Raw genomic sequence first — 18108 nt, 5'->3', positions numbered from 1 at the left:
TCAGCGCACCGGGTGTCCGGACTCCCGCAGCGCGTCCTTGACCTGGCCGATCCGCAGGTCGCCGAAGTGGAACACCGACGCGGCGAGCACCGCGTCCGCGCCCGCCTCGACGGCCGGCGGGAAGTCGGCCAGCTTGCCGGCTCCGCCGGAGGCGATCACCGGGACCGTCACGTGCTTGCGCACCGCGGCGATCATCTCCAGGTCGTAGCCGTCCTTCGTGCCGTCCGCGTCCATCGAGTTGAGCAGGATCTCGCCCGCGCCCAGCTCGGCCGCGCGGTGCGCCCACTCGATGGCGTCGATTCCGGTGCCCCGGCGGCCACCGTGCGTCGTCACCTCGAAGGTCCCGGCGGGGGTCCGCCGGGCGTCCACCGACAGCACCAGCACCTGGCTGCCGAACCGCTCGGCGATCTCCTTGATCAGTTCCGGGCGGGCGATGGCGGCCGTGTTGACTCCCACCTTGTCGGCGCCGGCCCGCAGCAGCTTGTCGACGTCCTCGGGGGTACGTACCCCGCCGCCCACCGTCAGCGGGATGAACACCTGCTCGGCGGTGCGGCGCACCACGTCGTAGGTCGTCTCGCGGTTGCCCGACGAGGCGGTGATGTCCAGGAACGTCAGCTCGTCGGCGCCCTCGGCGTCGTACACCTTGGCCATCTCGACGGGGTCGCCCGCGTCGCGCAGGTTCTGGAAGTTGACGCCCTTGACGACGCGGCCGTTGTCCACGTCCAGGCAGGGGATGACTCGTACGGCAAGGGTCATGCCGAGGACCCTCCTCGATAGGCCTCCACCTCGACCTCGACGACCAGGCTGGGGTCCACGAGGCCGGAGACGATGAGCATGGAGGCGGCGGGCCGGACGGTCTCGAACAGCTCCTTGTGGGCGCGTCCGACGTCGTCCACGTCCCGCGCGTGGGTGAGGTACATGCGCGTGCGCACGACGTCGTCGCGCCCGAGGCCCAGCTGCTCCAGCGCCGCGAAGGCGACACCGAAGGCGTTGACCGTCTGCTCGTAGGGACCGCCGCCGGCGATCTCGCCGTCCACGATCGAGGTGCACCCGGAGATCAGCACCAGGCCGTTGGGAAGCTCCACCGCGCGGGAGTACCCGAAGGTCTCCTCCCAGGGCGCGCCGGTCGTGATGCGTCGTACCTCGCTCACCGGGCGACCGCCTCCAGGGCCTCTTCCAGGGTGAACGCCTCGGCGTACAGGGCCTTGCCGACGATGGAGCCCTCGACGCCGAGGGGCACCAGCTCGGCGATGGCCCGCAGGTCGTCGAGGGAGGACACGCCGCCCGAGGCCACGACCGGCCGGTCCGTCACGGCGCACACGTTCTTCAGGAGTTCCAGGTTCGGGCCCTGGAGCGTGCCGTCCTTGGCGATGTCGGTGACGACGTAGCGCGCGCAGCCCTCCTTGTCGAGACGCGCCAGCGTCTCGTAGAGGTCGCCGCCGTCGCGGGTCCAGCCGCGGCCGCGCAGGGTCGTGCCCCGGACGTCCAGGCCGACCGCGATCTTGTCGCCGTGCTCGGCGATGACCTTGGCGACCCACTCGGGGGTCTCCAGGGCGGCCGTGCCCAGGTTGACCCGGGTGCAGCCGGTGGCCAGGGCGGCGGCGAGGGTGTCGTCGTCGCGGATGCCGCCGGACAGCTCCACCTTGATGTCCATCGCGCCGGCGACCTCGGCGATCAGCGCGCGGTTGTCGCCGGTGCCGAACGCGGCGTCCAGGTCGACCAGGTGCAGCCACTCGGCGCCCGAGCGCTGCCAGGCGAGGGCGGCCTCGAGCGGGGAGCCGTAGGAGGTCTCGGTGCCCGACTCGCCGTGCACGAGGCGGACGGCCTGGCCGTCGCGGACGTCGACGGCGGGGAGGAGTTCGAGCTTGCTCACAGTGTTCCGATCCAGTTGGTGAGGAGCTGGGCTCCGGCGTCGCCGGACTTCTCGGGGTGGAACTGCGTGGCCCACAGGGCGCCGTTCTCCACGGCGGCCACGAACGGCCTGCCGTGCGTCGACCAGGTCACCTTCGGCGCCCGCAGCAGCGGGTTGTGCACGTCGAGGGACCAGTCCTGCACGGCGTAGGAGTGCACGAAGTAGAAGCGCGCGTCCGCGTCCAGTCCGGCGAACAGCTCGGAGTCGGCCGGGGCGTCGACGGTGTTCCAGCCCATGTGGGGCACGATCTCGGCCTGGAGCGGCTCGACCGCGCCGGGCCACTCGTCGAGGCCCTCGGTCTCCACGCCGTGCTCGATGCCCCGCGCGAACAGGATCTGCATGCCGACGCAGATGCCCATCACGGGGCGCCCGCCGGACAGCCTGCGGCCGATGATCCAGTCGCCGCGGGCCTCCTTCAGGCCGCGCATGCAGGCGGCGAAGGCACCGACGCCCGGCACCAGCAGCCCGTCGGCGTTCATGGCCGTGTCGAAGTCACGCGTGATCTCGACGTCGGCCCCGGTGCGCGCGAGGGCCCGCTCGGCGGAGCGGACGTTGCCGAAGCCGTAGTCGAAGACGACGACCTTCTTCGGGCTCTTCGGGGCGCTGCTCAATTCCACACCTCCAGCCGCACGACGCCGGCGACGAGGCACATCGCGGCGCCGATCGACAGCAGCACGATCAGGCTCTTCGGCATCTGCTGCTTGACGAAGGAGTAGATGCCGCCGACCAGGAAGAGGCCGACGACGATCAGGATGGTCGACAGTCCGCTCATGGTTCTACAGGGCGCCCTTCGTGGAGGGGAGGATGCCGGCCGCGCGCGGGTCGCGCTCGGAGGCGTAGCGCAGGGCCCGGGCCAGCGCCTTGAACTGGCACTCCACGATGTGGTGCGCGTTGCGCCCGTAGGGCACGTGCACGTGCAGCGCGATCTGCGCCTGGGCGACGAAGGACTCCAGGATGTGCCGGGTCATCGTGGTGTCGTACTCGCCGATCATCGGCGCCATCTTCTCGGGCTCGGTGTGCACGAGGTAGGGCCGGCCGGAGAGGTCGACGGTGACCTGGGCGAGGGACTCGTCCAGCGGGACCGTGCAGTTGCCGAAGCGGTAGATGCCCACCTTGTCGCCGAGGGCCTGCTTGAAGGCGGCGCCGAGCGCGAGGGCGGTGTCCTCGATGGTGTGGTGGGAGTCGATGTGCAGGTCGCCGTCGGTCTTCACCGTCAGGTCGAACAGACCGTGCCGGCCGAGCTGGTCGAGCATGTGGTCGTAGAAGCCGACGCCGGTGGCCACGTCGACCTTGCCGGTGCCGTCGAGGTCGATCTCGACGAGGACCGACGTCTCCTTCGTCGTGCGCTCTACACGTCCTACGCGGCTCATGGCCTCTGCTCCTTCTTCACATCACGGACCGCGTCGAGGAACGCGTCGTTCTCTTCGGGGGTTCCGGCGGTGACCCGCAGCCAGCCGGGTACGCCGTTGTCCCGGACCAGGACGCCCCGGTCGAGGATCTGCTGCCAGACCGTGTGGGCGTCTTCGAAGCGCCCGAACTGCACGAAGTTGGCGTCGGACGCCGTGACCTCGTAGCCGATCGCGAGCAGCTCGGTGACCAGCCGGTCGCGCTCCGACTTGAGCTGCTCGACGTACTTCAGCAGCGTGTCGGTGTGCTCCAGGGCGGCCAGCGCGGTCGCCTGGGTGACGGCCGACAGGTGGTACGGCAGCCGGACGAGCTGGACGGCGTCCACGACCGCCGGGTGCGCGGCGAGGTAGCCGAGGCGCAGGCCGGCCGCGCCGAAGGCCTTCGACATGGTGCGCGAGACGACGAGATTCGGCCGACCTTCGAGCAGCGGCAGCAGTGAGTCGCCGTGGCTGAACTCGATGTACGCCTCGTCCACGACCACCATCGACGGCTTGGCGCGCTGCGCGGCCTCGTACAGCGCGAGGACCGTCTCGGCAGGGACCGCGGTGCCGGTGGGGTTGTTGGGGGTGGTGATGAAGACGACGTCGGGCCGGCGCTCGGCGACGGCCTGCTCGGCGGCCGCCAGGTCGATGGTGAAGTCCTCGTTGCGGGGACCCGAGATCCATCCGGTTCCCGTGCCGCGCGCGATGAGCCCGTGCATCGAGTACGACGGCTCGAACCCGATCGCGGTGCGGCCCGGTCCGCCGAAGGTCTGGAGCAGTTGCTGGATGACCTCGTTGGAGCCGTTGGCGGCCCACACGTTCGCCGGGCCGACCTCGTGCCCGGAGGTGTCCGTCAGGTACCGCGCGAGCCGCGTGCGCAGCTCCACGGCGTCCCGGTCCGGGTAGCGGTTGAGGTTGCGGGCCGCCTCGCGCACCCGCTCCGCGATCCGCTCGACGAGCGCCTCGGGCAGCGGGTAGGGGTTCTCGTTGGTGTTCAGCCGTACGGGGACGTCCAACTGGGGCGCGCCGTAGGGGGACTTGCCGCGCAGCTCGTCCCGTACGGGGAGATCGTCGATTCCGAAGCTCACTTGCTCGCCGGTACCTTCCAGTCGAACCGCGCCTTGATCGCCGCGCCGTGCGCGGGCAGGTCCTCCGCCTCCGCCAGCGTCACCACGTGCCGCGCGACCTCGGCCAGCGCGTCCCGCGTGTAGTCGACGATGTGGATGCCCCGCAGGAAGGACTGCACGGACAGCCCGGAGGAGTGGCAGGCGCAGCCGCCCGTCGGCAGCACGTGGTTGGACCCGGCCGCGTAGTCGCCCAGGGACACCGGCGCCCAGGGGCCGACGAAGATCGCACCCGCGTTCTTCACCCGGTCGGCCACGGCGGCCGCGTCGGCCGTCTGGATCTCCAGGTGCTCGGCGCCGTACGCGTCGACCACCCTGAGGCCCTCGTCGACGCCGTCGACCAGCACGATCGCGGACTGCCGGCCGGCGAGCGCCGGGACGATCCGGTCCTCGATGTGCTTGGTGGCCGCGACCTGCGGCTCCAGTTCCTTCGCGACCGCGTCCGCCAGCTCGACGGAGTCGGTGACCAGGACGGCGGCCGCGAGCGGATCGTGCTCGGCCTGGCTGATGAGGTCGGCGGCGATGTGCACCGGGTCGGCGCTGCCGTCGGCGAGGACCGCGATCTCGGTCGGGCCGGCCTCCGCGTCGATGCCGATCTTGCCGGCGAAGTAGCGCTTGGCGGCGGCGACCCAGATGTTGCCGGGGCCGGTGACCATGTTGGCGGGCGGGCAGGACTCGGTGCCGTACGCGAACATCGCGACGGCCGTGGCGCCGCCGGCCGCGTACACCTCGTCGACGCCGAGGAGGGCGCAGGCCGCGAGGATCGTCGGGTGCGGCAGGCCGCCGAACTCGGACTGGGCCGGGGAGGCGAGCGCGATGGATCCGACGCCGGCTTCCTGCGCCGGCACGACGTTCATGACGACGGAGGACGGGTAGACCGACCGGCCGCCGGGCGCGTACAGCCCGACCCGCTCGACCGGCACCCACTTCTCGGTCACCGACCCGCCGGGCACGACCTGCGTCGTGTGCGTCGTACGGCGCTGCTCGCGGTGGACGAGCCGGGCGCGGCGGATGGACTCCTCCAGGGCCGCGCGGACGGCCGGGTCGAGCCGCTCGAGCGCGTCGGCGATCGCCGCTGCCGGTACGCGTACGGATTCCAGCCGCACCCCGTCGAACTTCTCGGCGAAGTCGATCAGCGCCGCGTCGCCCCGATGATGCACGGCCTCGCAGATCGGACGCACCTTCTCGAGGGCGGCCGAGACGTCGAAGTCGGCTCGGGGCAGCAGGTCGCGCAGGGCGGGTCCCTCGGGGAGGGCGTCGCCGCGCAGATCGATTCGGGAGATCACGCCGTCAATTCTCTCAGACCGGGATCGGGCGTCGTCCGCGCGTATCAATGGCTGATACAGAACGTGGCCGGAATCCGGAAGATCGGCTTCGGGTCTAGCGTTCGGGGGTCGCCCACCGGGCATGAACAGCTGTGCGAAAACCGTGAGTGACGAAGGGGGTGACGAGCGTGACCGAGGGGGCGGGCATCCGCGCGGGAGGCGATCCGGGCGATCTGCCGGACGACCTGACCGCCGCCGAGGCCGGCATGTGGCAGGCCTTCCGCAACGGCAGCGTGTACGACCTGAGCAGCGGGGACACGGTCGTCGACGACCCGCACGGCGGGCATCCGTGGGGCGCGTCGCGGACCGTGCGGGCGCGGATCGTCGCCTGCCTGCTGCTGGACGGGCCGCCCGCGCTGGCCGGCCGGGTCGCCTCGCTGAAGCTGGTGGGCGTGCAGATCAGCGGCACCCTGGACCTCGCGGGCGGCACGGTGGTGCCGTACCTGGAGATGAAGCGCTGCCGGTTCGAGCGGGAGGTGCTGCTGCCGGAGGCCCGGTTCACCACCGTGCGGATGGTGGACTGCTCGGTGCCGCGTCTGGAGGCCGCCCGGGTGCACACCGAGGGCGATCTGCACCTCCCCCGCTGCCGCTTCCACAACGGCGTCCGGCTCACCGACGCGCACATCGGCACGGACCTGCTGCTCAACCAGGCGATCGTCTACCGCGACCGCAGCGGCCGCTCGATCGCCGCCGACGGCCTGACGGTCGGCCAGGACCTCCAGGCCGAGCTGCTCGAATCGCACGGCGAGCTGAGCCTGCGCAGCGCCAAGATCGGCGTGTCGCTGAGCCTGCGCGGGGCGCGGCTGGCCAACCCGTACACCCGGCTCGCGCTGAACGCGCCCCAGCTGACGGTGGAGCGTTCGCTGTACCTGACCCCGGCCGGTGTCGGCGGCCAGGCGCTGAGCGGCACGACTCCCGCGCGCGGGACCCGCATCCAGCGCTTCGAGTGCCGGGGCGGGGTGCGGCTGGACGACGGGCGGTTCGGGGACGCGGTGGACCTGGAACGGGCCCGGTTCGTGTTCACGGAGGACCAGGAGCTGTCGCTGCGCCGGGTGCAGACGCCCGAGCTGCGCTTCCTCGGGGAGCGGCCGCCGCGCGGCAAGGTGGTGCTGTCGGGCGCCCGGGTGATCAACCTGGTGGACCGGGCGAGCGCGTGGCCGGGCCCCGGCAGTGTGCACATGGGCGGCTTCGCGTACGAGAACCTGGTGCCGCAGGGCCCGTTCCCGCTGGCCGAACGGCTGCGCTGGGTGGCCGCGGCGACCGCCGAGTACGCCCCGGAGCCGTACGAACGGCTGGCCACCGTGCTGCGGACCGGCGGGGAGGACGAGGACGCCCGCGAGGTACTGCTGGCCAAGCAGCGGCGGCGCCGCGAGACGCTGCCGCCGGCCGCGAAGCTCTGGGGCTACGTCCAGGACTGGACGGTCGCCTACGGGTACCGGCCGGGCCGCGCGGCGGTGTGGATGGCGGTGCTGTGGGCGGCGAGCTCGCTGGCCTTCGCGCACGCCGCGCATCCGCCCGTCCACCGGGACGGGCACCCGCCCTGGAATCCCGCCCTCTTCGCCCTCGACCTGCTGCTGCCGGTCATCGACCTCGGGCAGGTCGGCGAGTGGCAGCTGCGCGGCGGCTGGCAGTGGCTGTCGTCGGCGCTGATCCTGCTCGGCTGGATCCTGGCGACGACGGTCGCGGCGGGGGCCACGCGACTGCTGCGCCGGGGATGACCGGTGGACAGCGGGCTCACGCCCAGTCGCCCACAGTCACCTTTTACCGCTCCTTGACCGTACGGTGTACAACTTTCGTGAAGGTGCCGGAACCCTCTGGCGCAATCTGAACCCGCGGCTTTTCAATGGGCCACACCATGGCTCTGCTGCCCCCGTTCATCCGCGCCTCCCGGGCATCCCGGACGGCACGGAACGCCGCCGCCCCCCACAGCGCCGCCGGGCTCCCCGCCGACGACGAGGTGCTCCTCGACGTGCCCGACGACCGACTCGGTCCCGCCCTGGTCGCCGCAGGACTGGGCGCCTACGCGCCCGCCGCCCGGCTCATGGCCCAGACCCGGGAACGTTCCGAGTGGGAGTACCGGGACCGGTACGCCACCCGGCTGGCGTCCTTCGCGCACTCCCGGTCGGAGTGGTTCGAGGAGTGGAGCGCCGCCGCCCCCCGCGACCCGGACGTACGGCTCGTCGCCGCCCAGCTCGCGGTGCACCGGGCCTGGCGCTCACCGGCCAGGGCCGAGCTGCTGCGCGAGGTGAGCCCGCTGATCACGGCCGCCGCGCAGAGCGACGTCCGCGACCCGGTGCCGTGGCGGATCGCCCTGGACCACGCGCGCGGCACCCGCGCCGGACACAAGTACTTCGGCGAACTGTGGTCGGCCGCGGTCCGCCGCGCCCCGCACCACTACGGCTGCCATGTCGCCGCCAAGCGCTATCTCGCCGAGTCGTGGCACGGCTCCCACCGGGAGTGCTTCGACTTCGCCGACCGTGCCGCGCAGGACGCCCCGGCCGGCTCCCTCGTCCAGGCGCTGCCGACGCGGGCCGCCTTCGCGTACCTGACCGACGGCTGCGGGCCCGAGGTGCCGCGCGAGCGACTGGACGCGGCGGCCGACCGCGCCATCGCGCTCTCCGCCCGTTTCCCGTCCGTCGACCCGTGGCCGGCCGAGATCCGCAATGTGCTGACGTATGTCCTGGTCCGCCTGGACCGCCACGACGACGCCCTCGCGCAACTGCGCCTCATCGGCCCCTACGCCACGTCCTTCCCCTGGGGCCGGCTGTCGGACGACCCGCTCGGCCACTTCCTGGCGGTACGCGAGGAAGTGCGCTCGGGACCGTCCGAGCGGCCCCTCTGGCGTCCAGGGATCGGGCACGGCGGACGAGCCCACTCCACGGACCACTAGGCTTCAGCGTCGTGACCACCGTCCGTCTGCCGCTCTTCCCCCTGAACTCGGCGTTGTTCCCGGGGCTCGTGCTCCCGCTCAACGTCTTCGAGGAGCGCTATCGCGCCATGATGCGCGACCTGTTGAAGACCCCCGAGGACGAATCACGCCGGTTCGCCGTCGTGGCCGTCCGCGACGGCCACGAGGTGGCCCCCAGCTCCCAGGGCCTGCCCGACCAGACCGCGCTGCCCGAGCGCGGCCCCGCGGCCGGCTTCGGCGACGACCCGCTCAAGGCGTTCCACGACGTCGGCTGTGTGGCCGACGCCGCGACGATCCGCGAGCGCGCCGACGGCACCTTCGAGGTGCTGGCGACGGGCACGACCCGCGTGAAGCTGCTGTCGGTGGACTCGTCGGGCCCGTTCCTGACCGCCGAGCTCCGGGAACTGCCCGAGGACCCGGGCGACGAGGCGGGCGCTCTCGCGGAAGGCGTGCTGCGCGCCTTCCGCCAGTACCAGAAGCGCCTGGCGGGCGCCCGCGAGCGCTCGCTGACCACCGGCGCGGATCTCCCGGACGATCCGTCGGTGGTGTCGTACCTGGTGGCGGCCGCGATGATGCTGGACACCCCCACCAAGCAGCGCCTGCTCCAGGCCCCCGACACGGCCTCCCGGCTGCGGGACGAGCTGAAACTGCTGCGCGCGGAGACGGCGATCATCCGCAGCCTGCCCTCGCTGCCCGCGTCGGACCTGACGCGCGGCCCGACCAGTCTCAACTGAAGGCCCGCATGGCGAAGAAGCCGAAGAAGCAGCAGTCCGTCGGCACGCCCGCGACGGTGGCCCTGACGGCGGCGGGCGTGGACTTCACCGTCCACGCCTACGAGCACGACCCGAGCCACCCGTCCTACGGCGAGGAGGCCGCCGAGGCGATGGGCGTCTCCCCCGACCGGGTCTTCAAGACCCTGGTCGCGGACGTGGACGGCGCGCTGACGGTGGCCGTGGTCCCGGTGGCCGGCTCCCTTGACCTGAAGGCCCTGGCGTCGGCGGTGGGCGGAAAACGGGCGGCGATGGCCGACCCGACCCTCGCGGAACGCACCACGGGCTACGTCCGGGGCGGCATCTCCCCCCTGGGCCAGCGCAGGAAGCTCCCCACCGTCCTGGACGCCTCGGCCTCGACCCACCCCACGATCTGCGTGTCGGCGGGCCGCAGGGGCCTGGAGGTAGAACTGTCCCCCACGGACCTGGCCAAGCTCACCGAAGCGGTACAGGCCCCGATCGCCCGCCCCTGACAGCCCGTCCGGCGTTTGAGGACGAGGCCGTCCGGGCGAGAAGGCCCCGCTAGCCCATCGGCGCCCCGTACCCGTCCTTGGGCGCACCCATGTGCGCCGGATACGGATCGGGATCCCGAGGCCCGAACAACGCCGTGAGCCCCAGATGCACCAGCGCCGCGGCGAACGACCACGCCAGCAACGCCCCCTTCGCACCGAGCTTCAGCGGAGCGGAGAACGTGACCCCCTTGCCCGCCGACTGCGCATGGGCGATCACATCGGAGTCGGGCCCCAGCCACACCCCCAGCCGCCACGCCAGCAACGACCCGAGGAATCCCCCGACGGCGAGAGCGATCACCAGCGGCACTCCACCGCGCCGCCGCCACAGGAAGACGGCCGCGGCACTCACGGCCCCGCATGCCAGGGCCAGCAGCGTGAACGTTCCGTCCACGCCGATCGCCTGCTCCCCCTCGGTGTCCTTGAAGTAGACGACCCAGTTGTCGTCCACCAGGTCACCGACGAGCGGCACCTTGGGCGCCAGCCACACCCACAGCAGCCCGAGCAGCGCTCCGGCGAGCGCGACCGCCACCGTGATGACGGCGGCTTCGCGCAGTTCGGTCTTCATGCCGGGCCCGTCCTGTCCGTACGCGACGTCATGGGGCGCGGTGGCCACCCCCGCGTGCCCGCCGGGCGGCGGAGGCCAGGCCGTGTGCGGGGAGGGTTCGTGCGGCGGCGGAGGCGGAGTCAGCGGTGCGGTCACTCTGACATCGTGCCAGGCGCGCCTGTGCCGCGCGTCACCGGACGGCGGCTCGGCGGTACGCCCAGGTGGCGACGGCCAGCGAAACGACGCCGACCCCGGCGCACACGGCGAGGTCGGCAAGGACGAACGCCCAGTCGGGACTCGCCCGGAAGGTCCGGGCGAACGCCTCGACCCCGTACGTCGACGGCAGCAGATCGCGGGCGAAGCGCACCGCCTCCGGCATCCGGTCCGGCGGCAGCACGCCCAGCAGCAGCGCCGCCGACATGCCGAGCTGCCCCAGCACGGTGGCCAGCTCCGGCCGCGGCGCGAGCAGCCCGAAGGCCGCGCCGAGTCCGGACAGGGCGGCGCCGGCCAGCGGGATCACGGCCGCGAGGATCCACAGATGGGTGAGCGGAAGCCCGAACAGCACGCATCCGAAGACCGCGGTCACCAGGGTTCCCGGCACGGTGAAGGACGCGTACGCACCCGCCGCCCCGAGCACCACGGCCGCGGGCGGCACCGGAAGGGTCGCGTAGTGGTCCAGCCCGCCGCTGGACCGCAGCTGTCCGAAGTACTGCGCGAGCAGGTTCAGCGCGACGAACGCGACGACGAGGACCGCGGAGCCCGCCACCACGGCCTCCGCCTCGCGGCCCCCGTCCACCACCCCCCGCATCATGATCAGGATGCCGACCGACTGGAAGGTCGCCACGAACAGCAGCGGGATGCGCGCCACCCGGGCCCGGGACAGCTGGGCCCGGTACACGGCCACCAGCGACGGCCACAGCCGCGCGCGGGGGGCCAGCTCGGCGGCGGCGCGGGGCGCCGTCTCCGTGACGGCCCGGGCGCTTCCCGGCAGAACCTCGGCGGGTACGACACTCACGTGACGTTGCTCCTCTTCCCTACGGTTCCCCTACCGTCCCATACGGGCCTGGAGGCTCGCTCGCTCACCTCGGCGCCCCGCGCTCTCGCCGCCCTCAAGCCCGCACCAGCCCCTGCCGTGCCGCCCCGCCCAGCGCCAGATAGACGTCCTCCAGGCTCGGTGTGGCCAGGGTGAAGTCGTCCAGGGCGGCGAAGGCGGCCCCGCCGGTGACGGTGGCGACGACCGCGCGGGCCTCGTCGGGCGCCAGCCGCAGGGTCCAGCGGCGGCCCGACTCCACGGCCCGCTCGCGCAGCGCGGCGACCTCGGGCACGTCCAGCGGCGCCCGCTCGCGCCACACCAGTTCGACCCGCACCTCGTCGGCGACCTGCTCCTTGAGCCCCGTGGGGGTGTCGCAGGCGATGACCCGGCCCTGGTCGATGACGGCGACCCGGTCGAGGACGGTCTCCGCCTCGATGACGTTGTGGGTGACGAGCAGCACGGTCGTCCCGCGCTCGGCCCGCCGCCGGTCCACGGAGGCCCACACGGCCCGCCGTGCCACCGGATCCATCCCGGTGGTCGGTTCGTCCAGCACGAGCAGGGGGCGCTCCCCCACCAGCACGGCGGCGAAGCAGGCCAGCCGGCGCTGCCCGCCGGACAGCTTGCGCAGCGGCCGTCCGGCGATCGGCGTGAGACCCAGCTCGTCGAGGACGGCGTCCCGCTCCCGGCGCGCCGCGCGTACGTCGAGGCCGCGCAGCCGTCCGGTGGTCTCGGCGGCCAGCGAGACGGTGAGGTCGTCGAGGGCGGTGGACTCCTGCCCGAGGTAGGCGAGGATCCGCGCGGCCCGCTCGGGGTGGCGCACGATGTCGTGCCCGAGGATCTCCACGCTGCCCGAGTCGGGCCGCATCAGCCCGGTCATCTGCCGTACGAGGGTGGTCTTCCCGGCGCCGTTCGGCCCGAGCAGCCCGAAGATCTCACCGCGCCGGATGTCCAGCCGTACGTCGTCGGTGGCCCGGACCTCGGGGGTCGCGGGAGTGCCGCGCCGGCCGCGGACCGCCGGATAGGTCTTGGTCAGCCCGCGCACGGCACACACGACCTCGTCCCTGTGCCGAATGGGCGGTGCCGCGCGCGTACTCACAAGGGACGAGACTACGGGGTCACGGACCGTCGCTCGCCTTCGGGGCGTTCCGGGCGGCCGGTTCAGTCCCCGGCCGGAGCGTGCTCGGCGGCCGTCCGTACGTCGATCTCGCGCCAGAATCCCGCCCGGATGGCGTACCGGTCGTGTTCGTCGATCTGGTCGTCCTTGTGCGCGAGCAGTCCGAAGCGGGCCGCGTACCTCAGCAGCTCGCCGTCGATGCGGTGCGGGATCCGCGGGTACATGCCCGACAGCTTCTGGAGCTGACCCTGCTCGCCGAGGCGCGCCATCCACCGGCGGGCGAAGACCTGCCCCACCTCGAACGGGTCGCCGCCGACGGTGGTGATGTCCTCCTCGCGGTCGGCCCACCGCTGCTCCGCAGTGGTGAGCTGCGCGAGCGTCGGCATCGCGGCGACCTCGGAGGGCTCGGCGGGGGTCCCGGGACGGTCGACCCATCCCTTGTCGGAGGACCAGCGCAGGGTCGCCGTGGTGGGGTGCTGGACGGCCTGGGCGCCGGGTGTGCGCAGGGCGGCCAGATCCTTGGGGGTCGGCACGCCTCCCTTGGGCGCGGGGATGCGCTCCTCGGTGCCGTTCTCGGAGGCGCCGGCCGCGGAGGCGTGCTCGGTCTCCTCGGCGCTCCGCTCGGAGGCGCGGGCGAGGCCGGAGTCGGGCAGCGGCGCGGAGAGGATCGCGGCGATCTCGGGCCGGGGCGCGGGCGGCGAGGCGCAGCTGCCGCCGACCTCCTTGGCGCGTACGGCCTTGGTGATCCAGATGCGGTCCAGGACGCGCCGTTCGTCGGCCTCGGCGACCAGGTCCTCGGACTGGTTGTAGTCGCCGTCGGCGGCCTGGACGGCCCACAGGTGGACGGCGACGCCGTGCTCCTTGGCGGCCATCATGCCGGGCAGCAGATCGCCGTCGCCGGTGACGAGGACGACGTCGGAGCAGGCGCGGTTGCGGGCCAGCTCGGTCAGCTCGGCGTGCATGGCGGCGTCGACGCCCTTCTGGGCCCAGCGGCCGTCGCTGCGGGTCAGCGCGCCCAGCCGGACGGTCACCCGGGGCATCACACGCAGTCTGCGGTGTTCGGGCTGGGGAACGCGGTCGGGGGCGCCGTCGAACCAGTAGATGCGCAGCAGCGGCCGCTCGGTCTCCGACTCGGCCTGTTCACGCAGGCCCTGGACGAGGGCGGAGTGGTCGACGGTGATCCTCGATCGCGAGGGCTCTCCGGCGAGGAGGCTGGCGGCGGCCCCCAGCAGATACCCGGCGTCCACCAGGACGATGCAGCGGTCCACACGACTCACCCTCTTTCCGGGAGGTTTGCATCGGGCTTTCTTCGAGTCTGCCCGACCACGCGGAGGTTAACGGCCGGAACTCGATCTTCGGCGTGGCGTTTCGGGGGCTTGCGCTCCGACAAACCCTGTTACAGACGGTAATTATCCGAAATGCGTTGTAAGTCAGCCTATGTGAGTCTGGTCCCGTCGATGGCCCCCAGATCCCCCCAGGAGGCAGATCACCATGGCCAAGAACAAGAAGCAGGAGCGTAAACAGCCGCAGTCCGAGCGCGGTCAGCAGGCCGCCCAGCAGTCCTCGATGGAGTCGCAGGCCGAGCAGCGCATCGCACAGGTGACGCCGGCCGATGTCGCCCGCAAGGGCAGGCAGAAGCGCTTCGGCCACAACTGACATCCCGGCGAGGGGCCGTTGCGGCTCGCACACACCGAGGGGCGCATCCGGTACCGGATGCGCCCCTCGTAGGTTTCTTCCCCGTCGGTCCCCCGTCTTCTGCCGCGCTCAGCCGGCCAGGCAGGACGGGCCGAGCAGCACCTTCAGATCACCGAACAGCGCGGGGTCGGGCTTGACCCGGTGCCGGTCCAGACGCAGAACGGTCGTCTTGGTCGGGCCTTGGAGCCTGATCCGGACCTCGCTGTCACCCCGGTGGTGGGTGAGGATCTCCCCCAGGCGGTTGATCATCGGCGGGGTGACCCGGGTGGCCGGGATGGTGAGGATCACGGGGGCGTTGGTGCCCGCGTTCGACAGGTCGGGGACCTGGAGCTCCATGGCGACGAGCCGGGGCACGTCCTCCCGCTTGTCGAGGCGGCCCTTGACGAAGACGACGGCGTCCTCGACGAGTTGGGTCGAGACGAGCTGGTAGGTCGCCGGGAAGAACATGCACTCGATGGAGCCCGCGAGGTCCTCGACGGTGGCGATCGCCCAGGCGTTGCCCTGCTTGGTCATCTTCCGCTGGAGCCCGGAGATGATGCCGCCGATGGTGACGACCGCGCCGTCCGCGTGCTCTCCACCGGTGAGTTGGGCGATGCCCGCGTCGGCCTTGTCGGACAGCACGTGCTCCAGGCCGAAGAGCGGGTGGTCGGAGACGTACAGACCGAGCATCTCCCGCTCCTGGGCGAGCAGATACGTCTTCTCCCACTCGTCGGTCGTGAACTCGACGTCGAGTCCGAAGCCGGGCTCGCTCGTCTCCTCCTCGCCCATGCCGCCGAAGAGGTCGAACTGACCCTCGGCCTCCTTGCGCTTGACCGCGACCACGTTGTCGATCATCGGCTCGAAGTGCGCGGTGAGGCCCTTGCGGGTGTGCCCCAGGGTGTCGAACGCGCCCGCCTTGATCAGCGACTCCGTGGTGCGCTTGTTGCACGCGACCGCCTCGACCTTGTCGAGGTAGTCGGGGAAGGAGCCGTACTTGCCCTTGGCCTTGCGGCTCCTGATGATCGACTCCACCACGTTGGTGCCGACGTTGCGCACGGCTTCGAGGCCGAAGAGGATCACGTCGTCGCCCTGTGCTGCGAAGTTGTGCACCGACTCGTTGACGTTCGGCGGGAGCACCTTGATGCCCATGCGGCGGCACTCGTTGAGGTAGACGGCCGACTTGTCCTTGTCGTCCTTGACCGAGGTGAGCAGTCCGGCCATGTACTCGGCGGGGTGGTTCGCCTTCAGGTAGGCGGTCCAGTACGAGACCAGGCCGTACGCGGCGGAGTGCGCCTTGTTGAAGGCGTAGCCGGCGAAGGGGACCAGCACGTCCCACAGGGCCTTGATCGCCTCGTCGCTGTAGCCCTTCTTCTTGGCGCCCTCCTGGAAGAGGACGAAGTTCTTCGCCAGCTCGTCGGGCTTCTTCTTGCCCATCACGCGGCGCAGGATGTCGGCCTCGCCGAGCGAGTACCCGGCGATGATCTGGGCGGCCTTCTGCACCTGCTCCTGGTAGACGATCAGGCCGTAGGTGACCGCCAGGACCTCTTCGAGCGGCTCCTCGAGCTCCTTGTGGATCGGGGTGATCTCCTGGAGCTTGTTCTTGCGGAGCGCGTAGTTGGTGTGCGAGTCCATGCCCATCGGGCCGGGACGGTAGAGCGCCGAGACGGCGGAGATGTCTTCGAAGTTGTCGGGCTTCATCAGGCGCAGCAGCGAGCGCATGGGGCCGCCGTCGAACTGGAAGACGCCGAGGGTCTCGCCGCGCTGGAGGAGTTCGAAGGTCTTCGGGTCGTCCAGCGGCAGGGCCAGCAGGTCGAGGTCGATGCCCTTGTTGGACTTCACCATCTTGACGGCGTCGTCCATGATCGTCAGGTTGCGCAGGCCGAGGAAGTCCATCTTCAGCAGGCCGAGCGACTCGCACTGCGGGTAGTCCCACTGGGTGATGGTCACGCCGTCCGTGTGCCGCACCCAGATGGGGGCGTGGTCGACGATGGGCTCGCTGGACATGATCACGCCGGCCGCGTGCACACCCATCTGCCGGACCAGGCCCTCGACGCCCTTGGCGGTGTCGATGACCTTCTTGACGTCCGGCTCGTTCTCGTACATCGCGCGGATCTCGCCCGCCTCGCTGTACCGCGGGTGCGAGGGGTCGGTGATGCCGTTGAGGTCGATGCCCTTGCCCAGGACGTCGGCGGGCATGGCCTTGGTGAGGCGGTCGCCCATCGCGTACGGGTAGCCCAGCACGCGCGCGGAGTCCTTGATGGCGTTCTTCGCCTTGATCTTGCCGTAGGTGCCGATCATGGCGACCTTGTCGGCGCCGTACTTCTCGGTCACGTACCGGATCACCTCGACGCGCCTGCGCTCGTCGAAGTCGATGTCGACATCGGGCATGGAGACGCGCTCGGGGTTGAGGAACCGCTCGAAGATCAGGCCGTGCGGGATCGGGTCGAGGTCGGTGATGCCCATCGCGTAGGCGACGATCGAGCCGGCCGCGGAGCCACGCCCGGGACCGACCGCGATGCCCTGGTTCTTCGCCCACATGATGAAGTCGGCGACGACGAGGAAGTAGCCCGGGAACCCCATCTGGATGATGACGTCCATCTCGTACTCGACCTGCTTCTGCCGGTCGTCGGGGACGCCGCCCGGGAAGCGGCGGTCCATGCCCCGGCGGACCTCCTCCTTGAACCAGGTGACCTCGGTGAAGCCGTCGGGGATGTCGAACTTCGGCATGAGGTTCTTCGCCTCGAACATGCCGGTGGTGTCGATCTGCTCGGCCACCAGGAGGGTGTTGGCGCAGCCCTCCTGCCAGGCGTCCGAGGAGTCGATGGCGTACATCTCGTCCGTGGACTTCAGGTAGTAGCCGGTGCCGTCGAAGCGGAAGCGGTCCGGGTCCGAGAGGTTCTTGCCGGTCTGGATGCACAGCAGCGCGTCGTGCGCGGTCGCCTCGTGCGCGTACGTGTAGTGCGAGTCGTTGGTGACCAGCGGCGGGATGCCGAGCTTCTTGCCGATCTCCAGGAGGCCGTCACGGACCCGGCTCTCGATCTCGATGCCGTGGTCCATCAGCTCCAGGAAGTACCGGTCCTTGCCGAAGATGTCCTGGTAGTCGGCGGCCGCCTTCAGCGCCTCCTCCTTCTGACCGAGGCGCAACCGGGTCTGGAGCTCGCCGGAGGGACAGCCGGTGGAGGCGATGAGCCCCTCGGACCACTGGGAGATCGTCTCCTTGTCCATCCGGGGCCACTTCTGGAGCCAGCCCTCGGCGTACGCGTCGGAGGAGAGCTTGAAGAGGTTGTGCAGGCCCGTCGCGTTGGCCGCCCAGATCGTCTTGTGGGTGTAGCCACCGGAACCGGAGACGTCGTCGCGCTTCTGGTGCGGCTGGCCCCACTGGATCTTGCGCTTGTTGCGCCGCGACTCGGGGGCGACATACGCCTCGATCCCGATGATCGGAGTGACTCCGGCCTTCTTCGCGGTGTGGAAGAAGTCGTACGCCCCGTGCAGGTTGCCGTGGTCGGACATGGCGATATGGGTCATGCCCATCTCGTTGCACGCGTCGAACATGTCCTTGAGCCGCGCGGCACCGTCCAGCAGCGAGTACTGGGTGTGGACGTGCAGGTGCGTGAACGGCGGCTTTGACACGGCTGCGGCCTCCAAGGGAAACAAACGGCAACGGGTGTCCCACCGGTTACGGACGGATCGGGGGACAGCGTCGAAGTCTATGCCTCGCGACTGACACCCGGGCTCGTTCCCCACGTACCTTCACGGTGGGGCCGCGGGCACTTCCGCCCGGCCCCGCCCGTTGGATGCGACAGA

18 protein-coding genes are annotated in these 18108 nt (G+C 71.3%); 5 read left to right on the top strand and 13 right to left on the bottom strand.

Annotation, left to right across the window (positions count from 1 at the left end; all coding sequences use genetic code 11):
- The 8 genes from hisF to hisD are packed head-to-tail and all read right to left on the bottom strand — an operon-like array spanning position 1 to position 5710.
- Positions 1 to 756, bottom strand: coding sequence for an imidazole glycerol phosphate synthase subunit HisF (gene hisF / locus OHU34_RS31240; RefSeq protein WP_142263756.1), 756 nt, complete (start codon positions 754 to 756; stop codon positions 1 to 3).
- Positions 753 to 1151: a RidA family protein gene (locus tag OHU34_RS31235; protein ID WP_054242897.1), complete on the bottom strand. Its 399-nt coding sequence runs from the start codon at positions 1149 to 1151 to the stop codon at positions 753 to 755. The genes hisF and OHU34_RS31235 overlap by 4 nt, the downstream gene beginning before the upstream one ends.
- Positions 1148 to 1873 carry a bifunctional 1-(5-phosphoribosyl)-5-((5-phosphoribosylamino)methylideneamino)imidazole-4-carboxamide isomerase/phosphoribosylanthranilate isomerase PriA gene (gene priA, locus OHU34_RS31230; RefSeq protein WP_142263757.1) on the bottom strand — a complete coding sequence of 242 codons (726 nt, stop codon included), beginning with the start codon at positions 1871 to 1873 and terminating at the stop codon, positions 1148 to 1150. Before priA ends, OHU34_RS31235 begins: the two co-directional genes overlap by 4 nt.
- Positions 1870 to 2523, bottom strand: a complete 654-nt coding sequence (hisH, locus tag OHU34_RS31225) for an imidazole glycerol phosphate synthase subunit HisH (protein WP_372481772.1) — start codon at positions 2521 to 2523, stop codon at positions 1870 to 1872. The genes priA and hisH overlap by 4 nt, the downstream gene beginning before the upstream one ends.
- Positions 2520 to 2684, bottom strand: coding sequence for a hypothetical protein (locus OHU34_RS31220; protein ID WP_020129896.1), 165 nt, complete (start codon positions 2682 to 2684; stop codon positions 2520 to 2522). The genes hisH and OHU34_RS31220 overlap by 4 nt, the downstream gene beginning before the upstream one ends.
- Before the next feature lie 4 nt (positions 2685 to 2688).
- Entirely contained in the window at positions 2689 to 3282 is a 594-nt protein-coding gene (gene hisB / locus OHU34_RS31215; protein WP_020129897.1) for an imidazoleglycerol-phosphate dehydratase HisB, read from the bottom strand.
- Complete coding sequence (locus OHU34_RS31210) at positions 3279 to 4388, bottom strand: histidinol-phosphate transaminase (RefSeq protein WP_142263759.1); 1110 nt, start codon at positions 4386 to 4388, stop codon at positions 3279 to 3281. The genes hisB and OHU34_RS31210 overlap by 4 nt, the downstream gene beginning before the upstream one ends.
- Complete coding sequence (hisD, locus tag OHU34_RS31205; RefSeq protein WP_142263760.1) at positions 4385 to 5710, bottom strand: histidinol dehydrogenase; 1326 nt, start codon at positions 5708 to 5710, stop codon at positions 4385 to 4387. The genes OHU34_RS31210 and hisD overlap by 4 nt, the downstream gene beginning before the upstream one ends.
- 167 nt (positions 5711 to 5877) lie before the next feature.
- On the opposite strand from hisD, the gene OHU34_RS31200 reads away from it, so the two are divergent.
- From OHU34_RS31200 to ybaK, 4 genes are all read left to right on the top strand, one after another.
- Positions 5878 to 7467, top strand: a complete 1590-nt coding sequence (locus OHU34_RS31200) for an oxidoreductase (RefSeq protein ID WP_142263761.1) — start codon at positions 5878 to 5880, stop codon at positions 7465 to 7467.
- Positions 7468 to 7592: 125 nt separating this feature from the next.
- Complete coding sequence (locus tag OHU34_RS31195; RefSeq protein WP_230196205.1) at positions 7593 to 8639, top strand: hypothetical protein; 1047 nt, start codon at positions 7593 to 7595, stop codon at positions 8637 to 8639.
- A gap of 11 nt (positions 8640 to 8650) precedes the next feature.
- A complete protein-coding gene (locus tag OHU34_RS31190; protein ID WP_230196204.1) occupies positions 8651 to 9391 on the top strand; it encodes an LON peptidase substrate-binding domain-containing protein in 741 nt (246 codons plus the stop codon).
- An 8-nt stretch (positions 9392 to 9399) separates the two neighbouring features.
- Positions 9400 to 9900 carry a Cys-tRNA(Pro) deacylase gene (gene ybaK / locus OHU34_RS31185; RefSeq protein WP_142263764.1) on the top strand — a complete coding sequence of 167 codons (501 nt, stop codon included), beginning with the start codon at positions 9400 to 9402 and terminating at the stop codon, positions 9898 to 9900.
- Positions 9901 to 9949: 49 nt separating this feature from the next.
- Here ybaK and OHU34_RS31180 read toward each other — a convergent pair whose 3' ends face one another.
- The 4 genes from OHU34_RS31180 to OHU34_RS31165 all read right to left on the bottom strand — a co-directional run bounded on the left by OHU34_RS31180 (position 9950) and on the right by OHU34_RS31165 (position 13898).
- The gene (locus OHU34_RS31180) at positions 9950 to 10639 is read right to left on the bottom strand and encodes a DUF2567 domain-containing protein (RefSeq protein WP_142263765.1); all 690 of its coding nucleotides are present in this window, start codon (positions 10637 to 10639) and stop codon (positions 9950 to 9952) included.
- 34 nt (positions 10640 to 10673) lie between these two features.
- Positions 10674 to 11498 (bottom strand): ABC transporter permease, encoded by an 825-nt coding sequence (locus OHU34_RS31175; RefSeq protein ID WP_142263766.1) that lies wholly within the window; start codon positions 11496 to 11498, stop codon positions 10674 to 10676.
- A gap of 94 nt (positions 11499 to 11592) precedes the next feature.
- Positions 11593 to 12567 (bottom strand): ABC transporter ATP-binding protein, encoded by a 975-nt coding sequence (locus OHU34_RS31170; protein ID WP_057599528.1) that lies wholly within the window; start codon positions 12565 to 12567, stop codon positions 11593 to 11595.
- A 107-nt stretch (positions 12568 to 12674) separates the two neighbouring features.
- The gene (locus OHU34_RS31165) at positions 12675 to 13898 is read right to left on the bottom strand and encodes an NYN domain-containing protein (protein WP_054242887.1); all 1224 of its coding nucleotides are present in this window, start codon (positions 13896 to 13898) and stop codon (positions 12675 to 12677) included.
- Positions 13899 to 14121: 223 nt separating this feature from the next.
- Between OHU34_RS31165 and OHU34_RS31160 the strand changes: the two genes are divergently transcribed.
- Complete coding sequence (locus OHU34_RS31160; RefSeq protein ID WP_020129908.1) at positions 14122 to 14286, top strand: hypothetical protein; 165 nt, start codon at positions 14122 to 14124, stop codon at positions 14284 to 14286.
- 108 nt (positions 14287 to 14394) lie between these two features.
- On the opposite strand, the gene dnaE is transcribed toward OHU34_RS31160, so the two are convergent.
- Positions 14395 to 17934: a DNA polymerase III subunit alpha gene (gene dnaE / locus OHU34_RS31155; RefSeq protein ID WP_142263767.1), complete on the bottom strand. Its 3540-nt coding sequence runs from the start codon at positions 17932 to 17934 to the stop codon at positions 14395 to 14397.
- Positions 17935 to 18108: the final 174 nt, after the last annotated feature.

The sequence above is a fragment of the Streptomyces sp. NBC_00080 genome (assembly GCF_045041255.1).
Lineage (GTDB): Bacteria > Actinomycetota > Actinomycetes > Streptomycetales > Streptomycetaceae > Streptomyces > Streptomyces coriariae.
The sequence above is the reverse complement of the archived record's forward strand: the minus strand, read 5'-3'. Positions and strand labels throughout refer to the sequence as shown.

Excerpts from the sequence above, each read along its gene's own strand:
- hisF (WP_142263756.1), bottom strand. The coding sequence starts at position 756 with ATGACCCTTGCCGTACGAGTCATCCCCTGCCTGGACGTGGACAACGGC.
- OHU34_RS31220 (WP_020129896.1), bottom strand. The coding sequence starts at position 2,684 with ATGAGCGGACTGTCGACCATCCTGATCGTCGTCGGCCTCTTCCTGGTC.
- hisB (WP_020129897.1), bottom strand. The coding sequence starts at position 3,282 with ATGAGCCGCGTAGGACGTGTAGAGCGCACGACGAAGGAGACGTCGGTC.
- OHU34_RS31195 (WP_230196205.1), top strand. The coding sequence starts at position 7,593 with ATGGGCCACACCATGGCTCTGCTGCCCCCGTTCATCCGCGCCTCCCGG.
- ybaK (WP_142263764.1), top strand. The coding sequence starts at position 9,400 with ATGGCGAAGAAGCCGAAGAAGCAGCAGTCCGTCGGCACGCCCGCGACG.
- OHU34_RS31160 (WP_020129908.1), top strand. The coding sequence starts at position 14,122 with ATGGCCAAGAACAAGAAGCAGGAGCGTAAACAGCCGCAGTCCGAGCGC.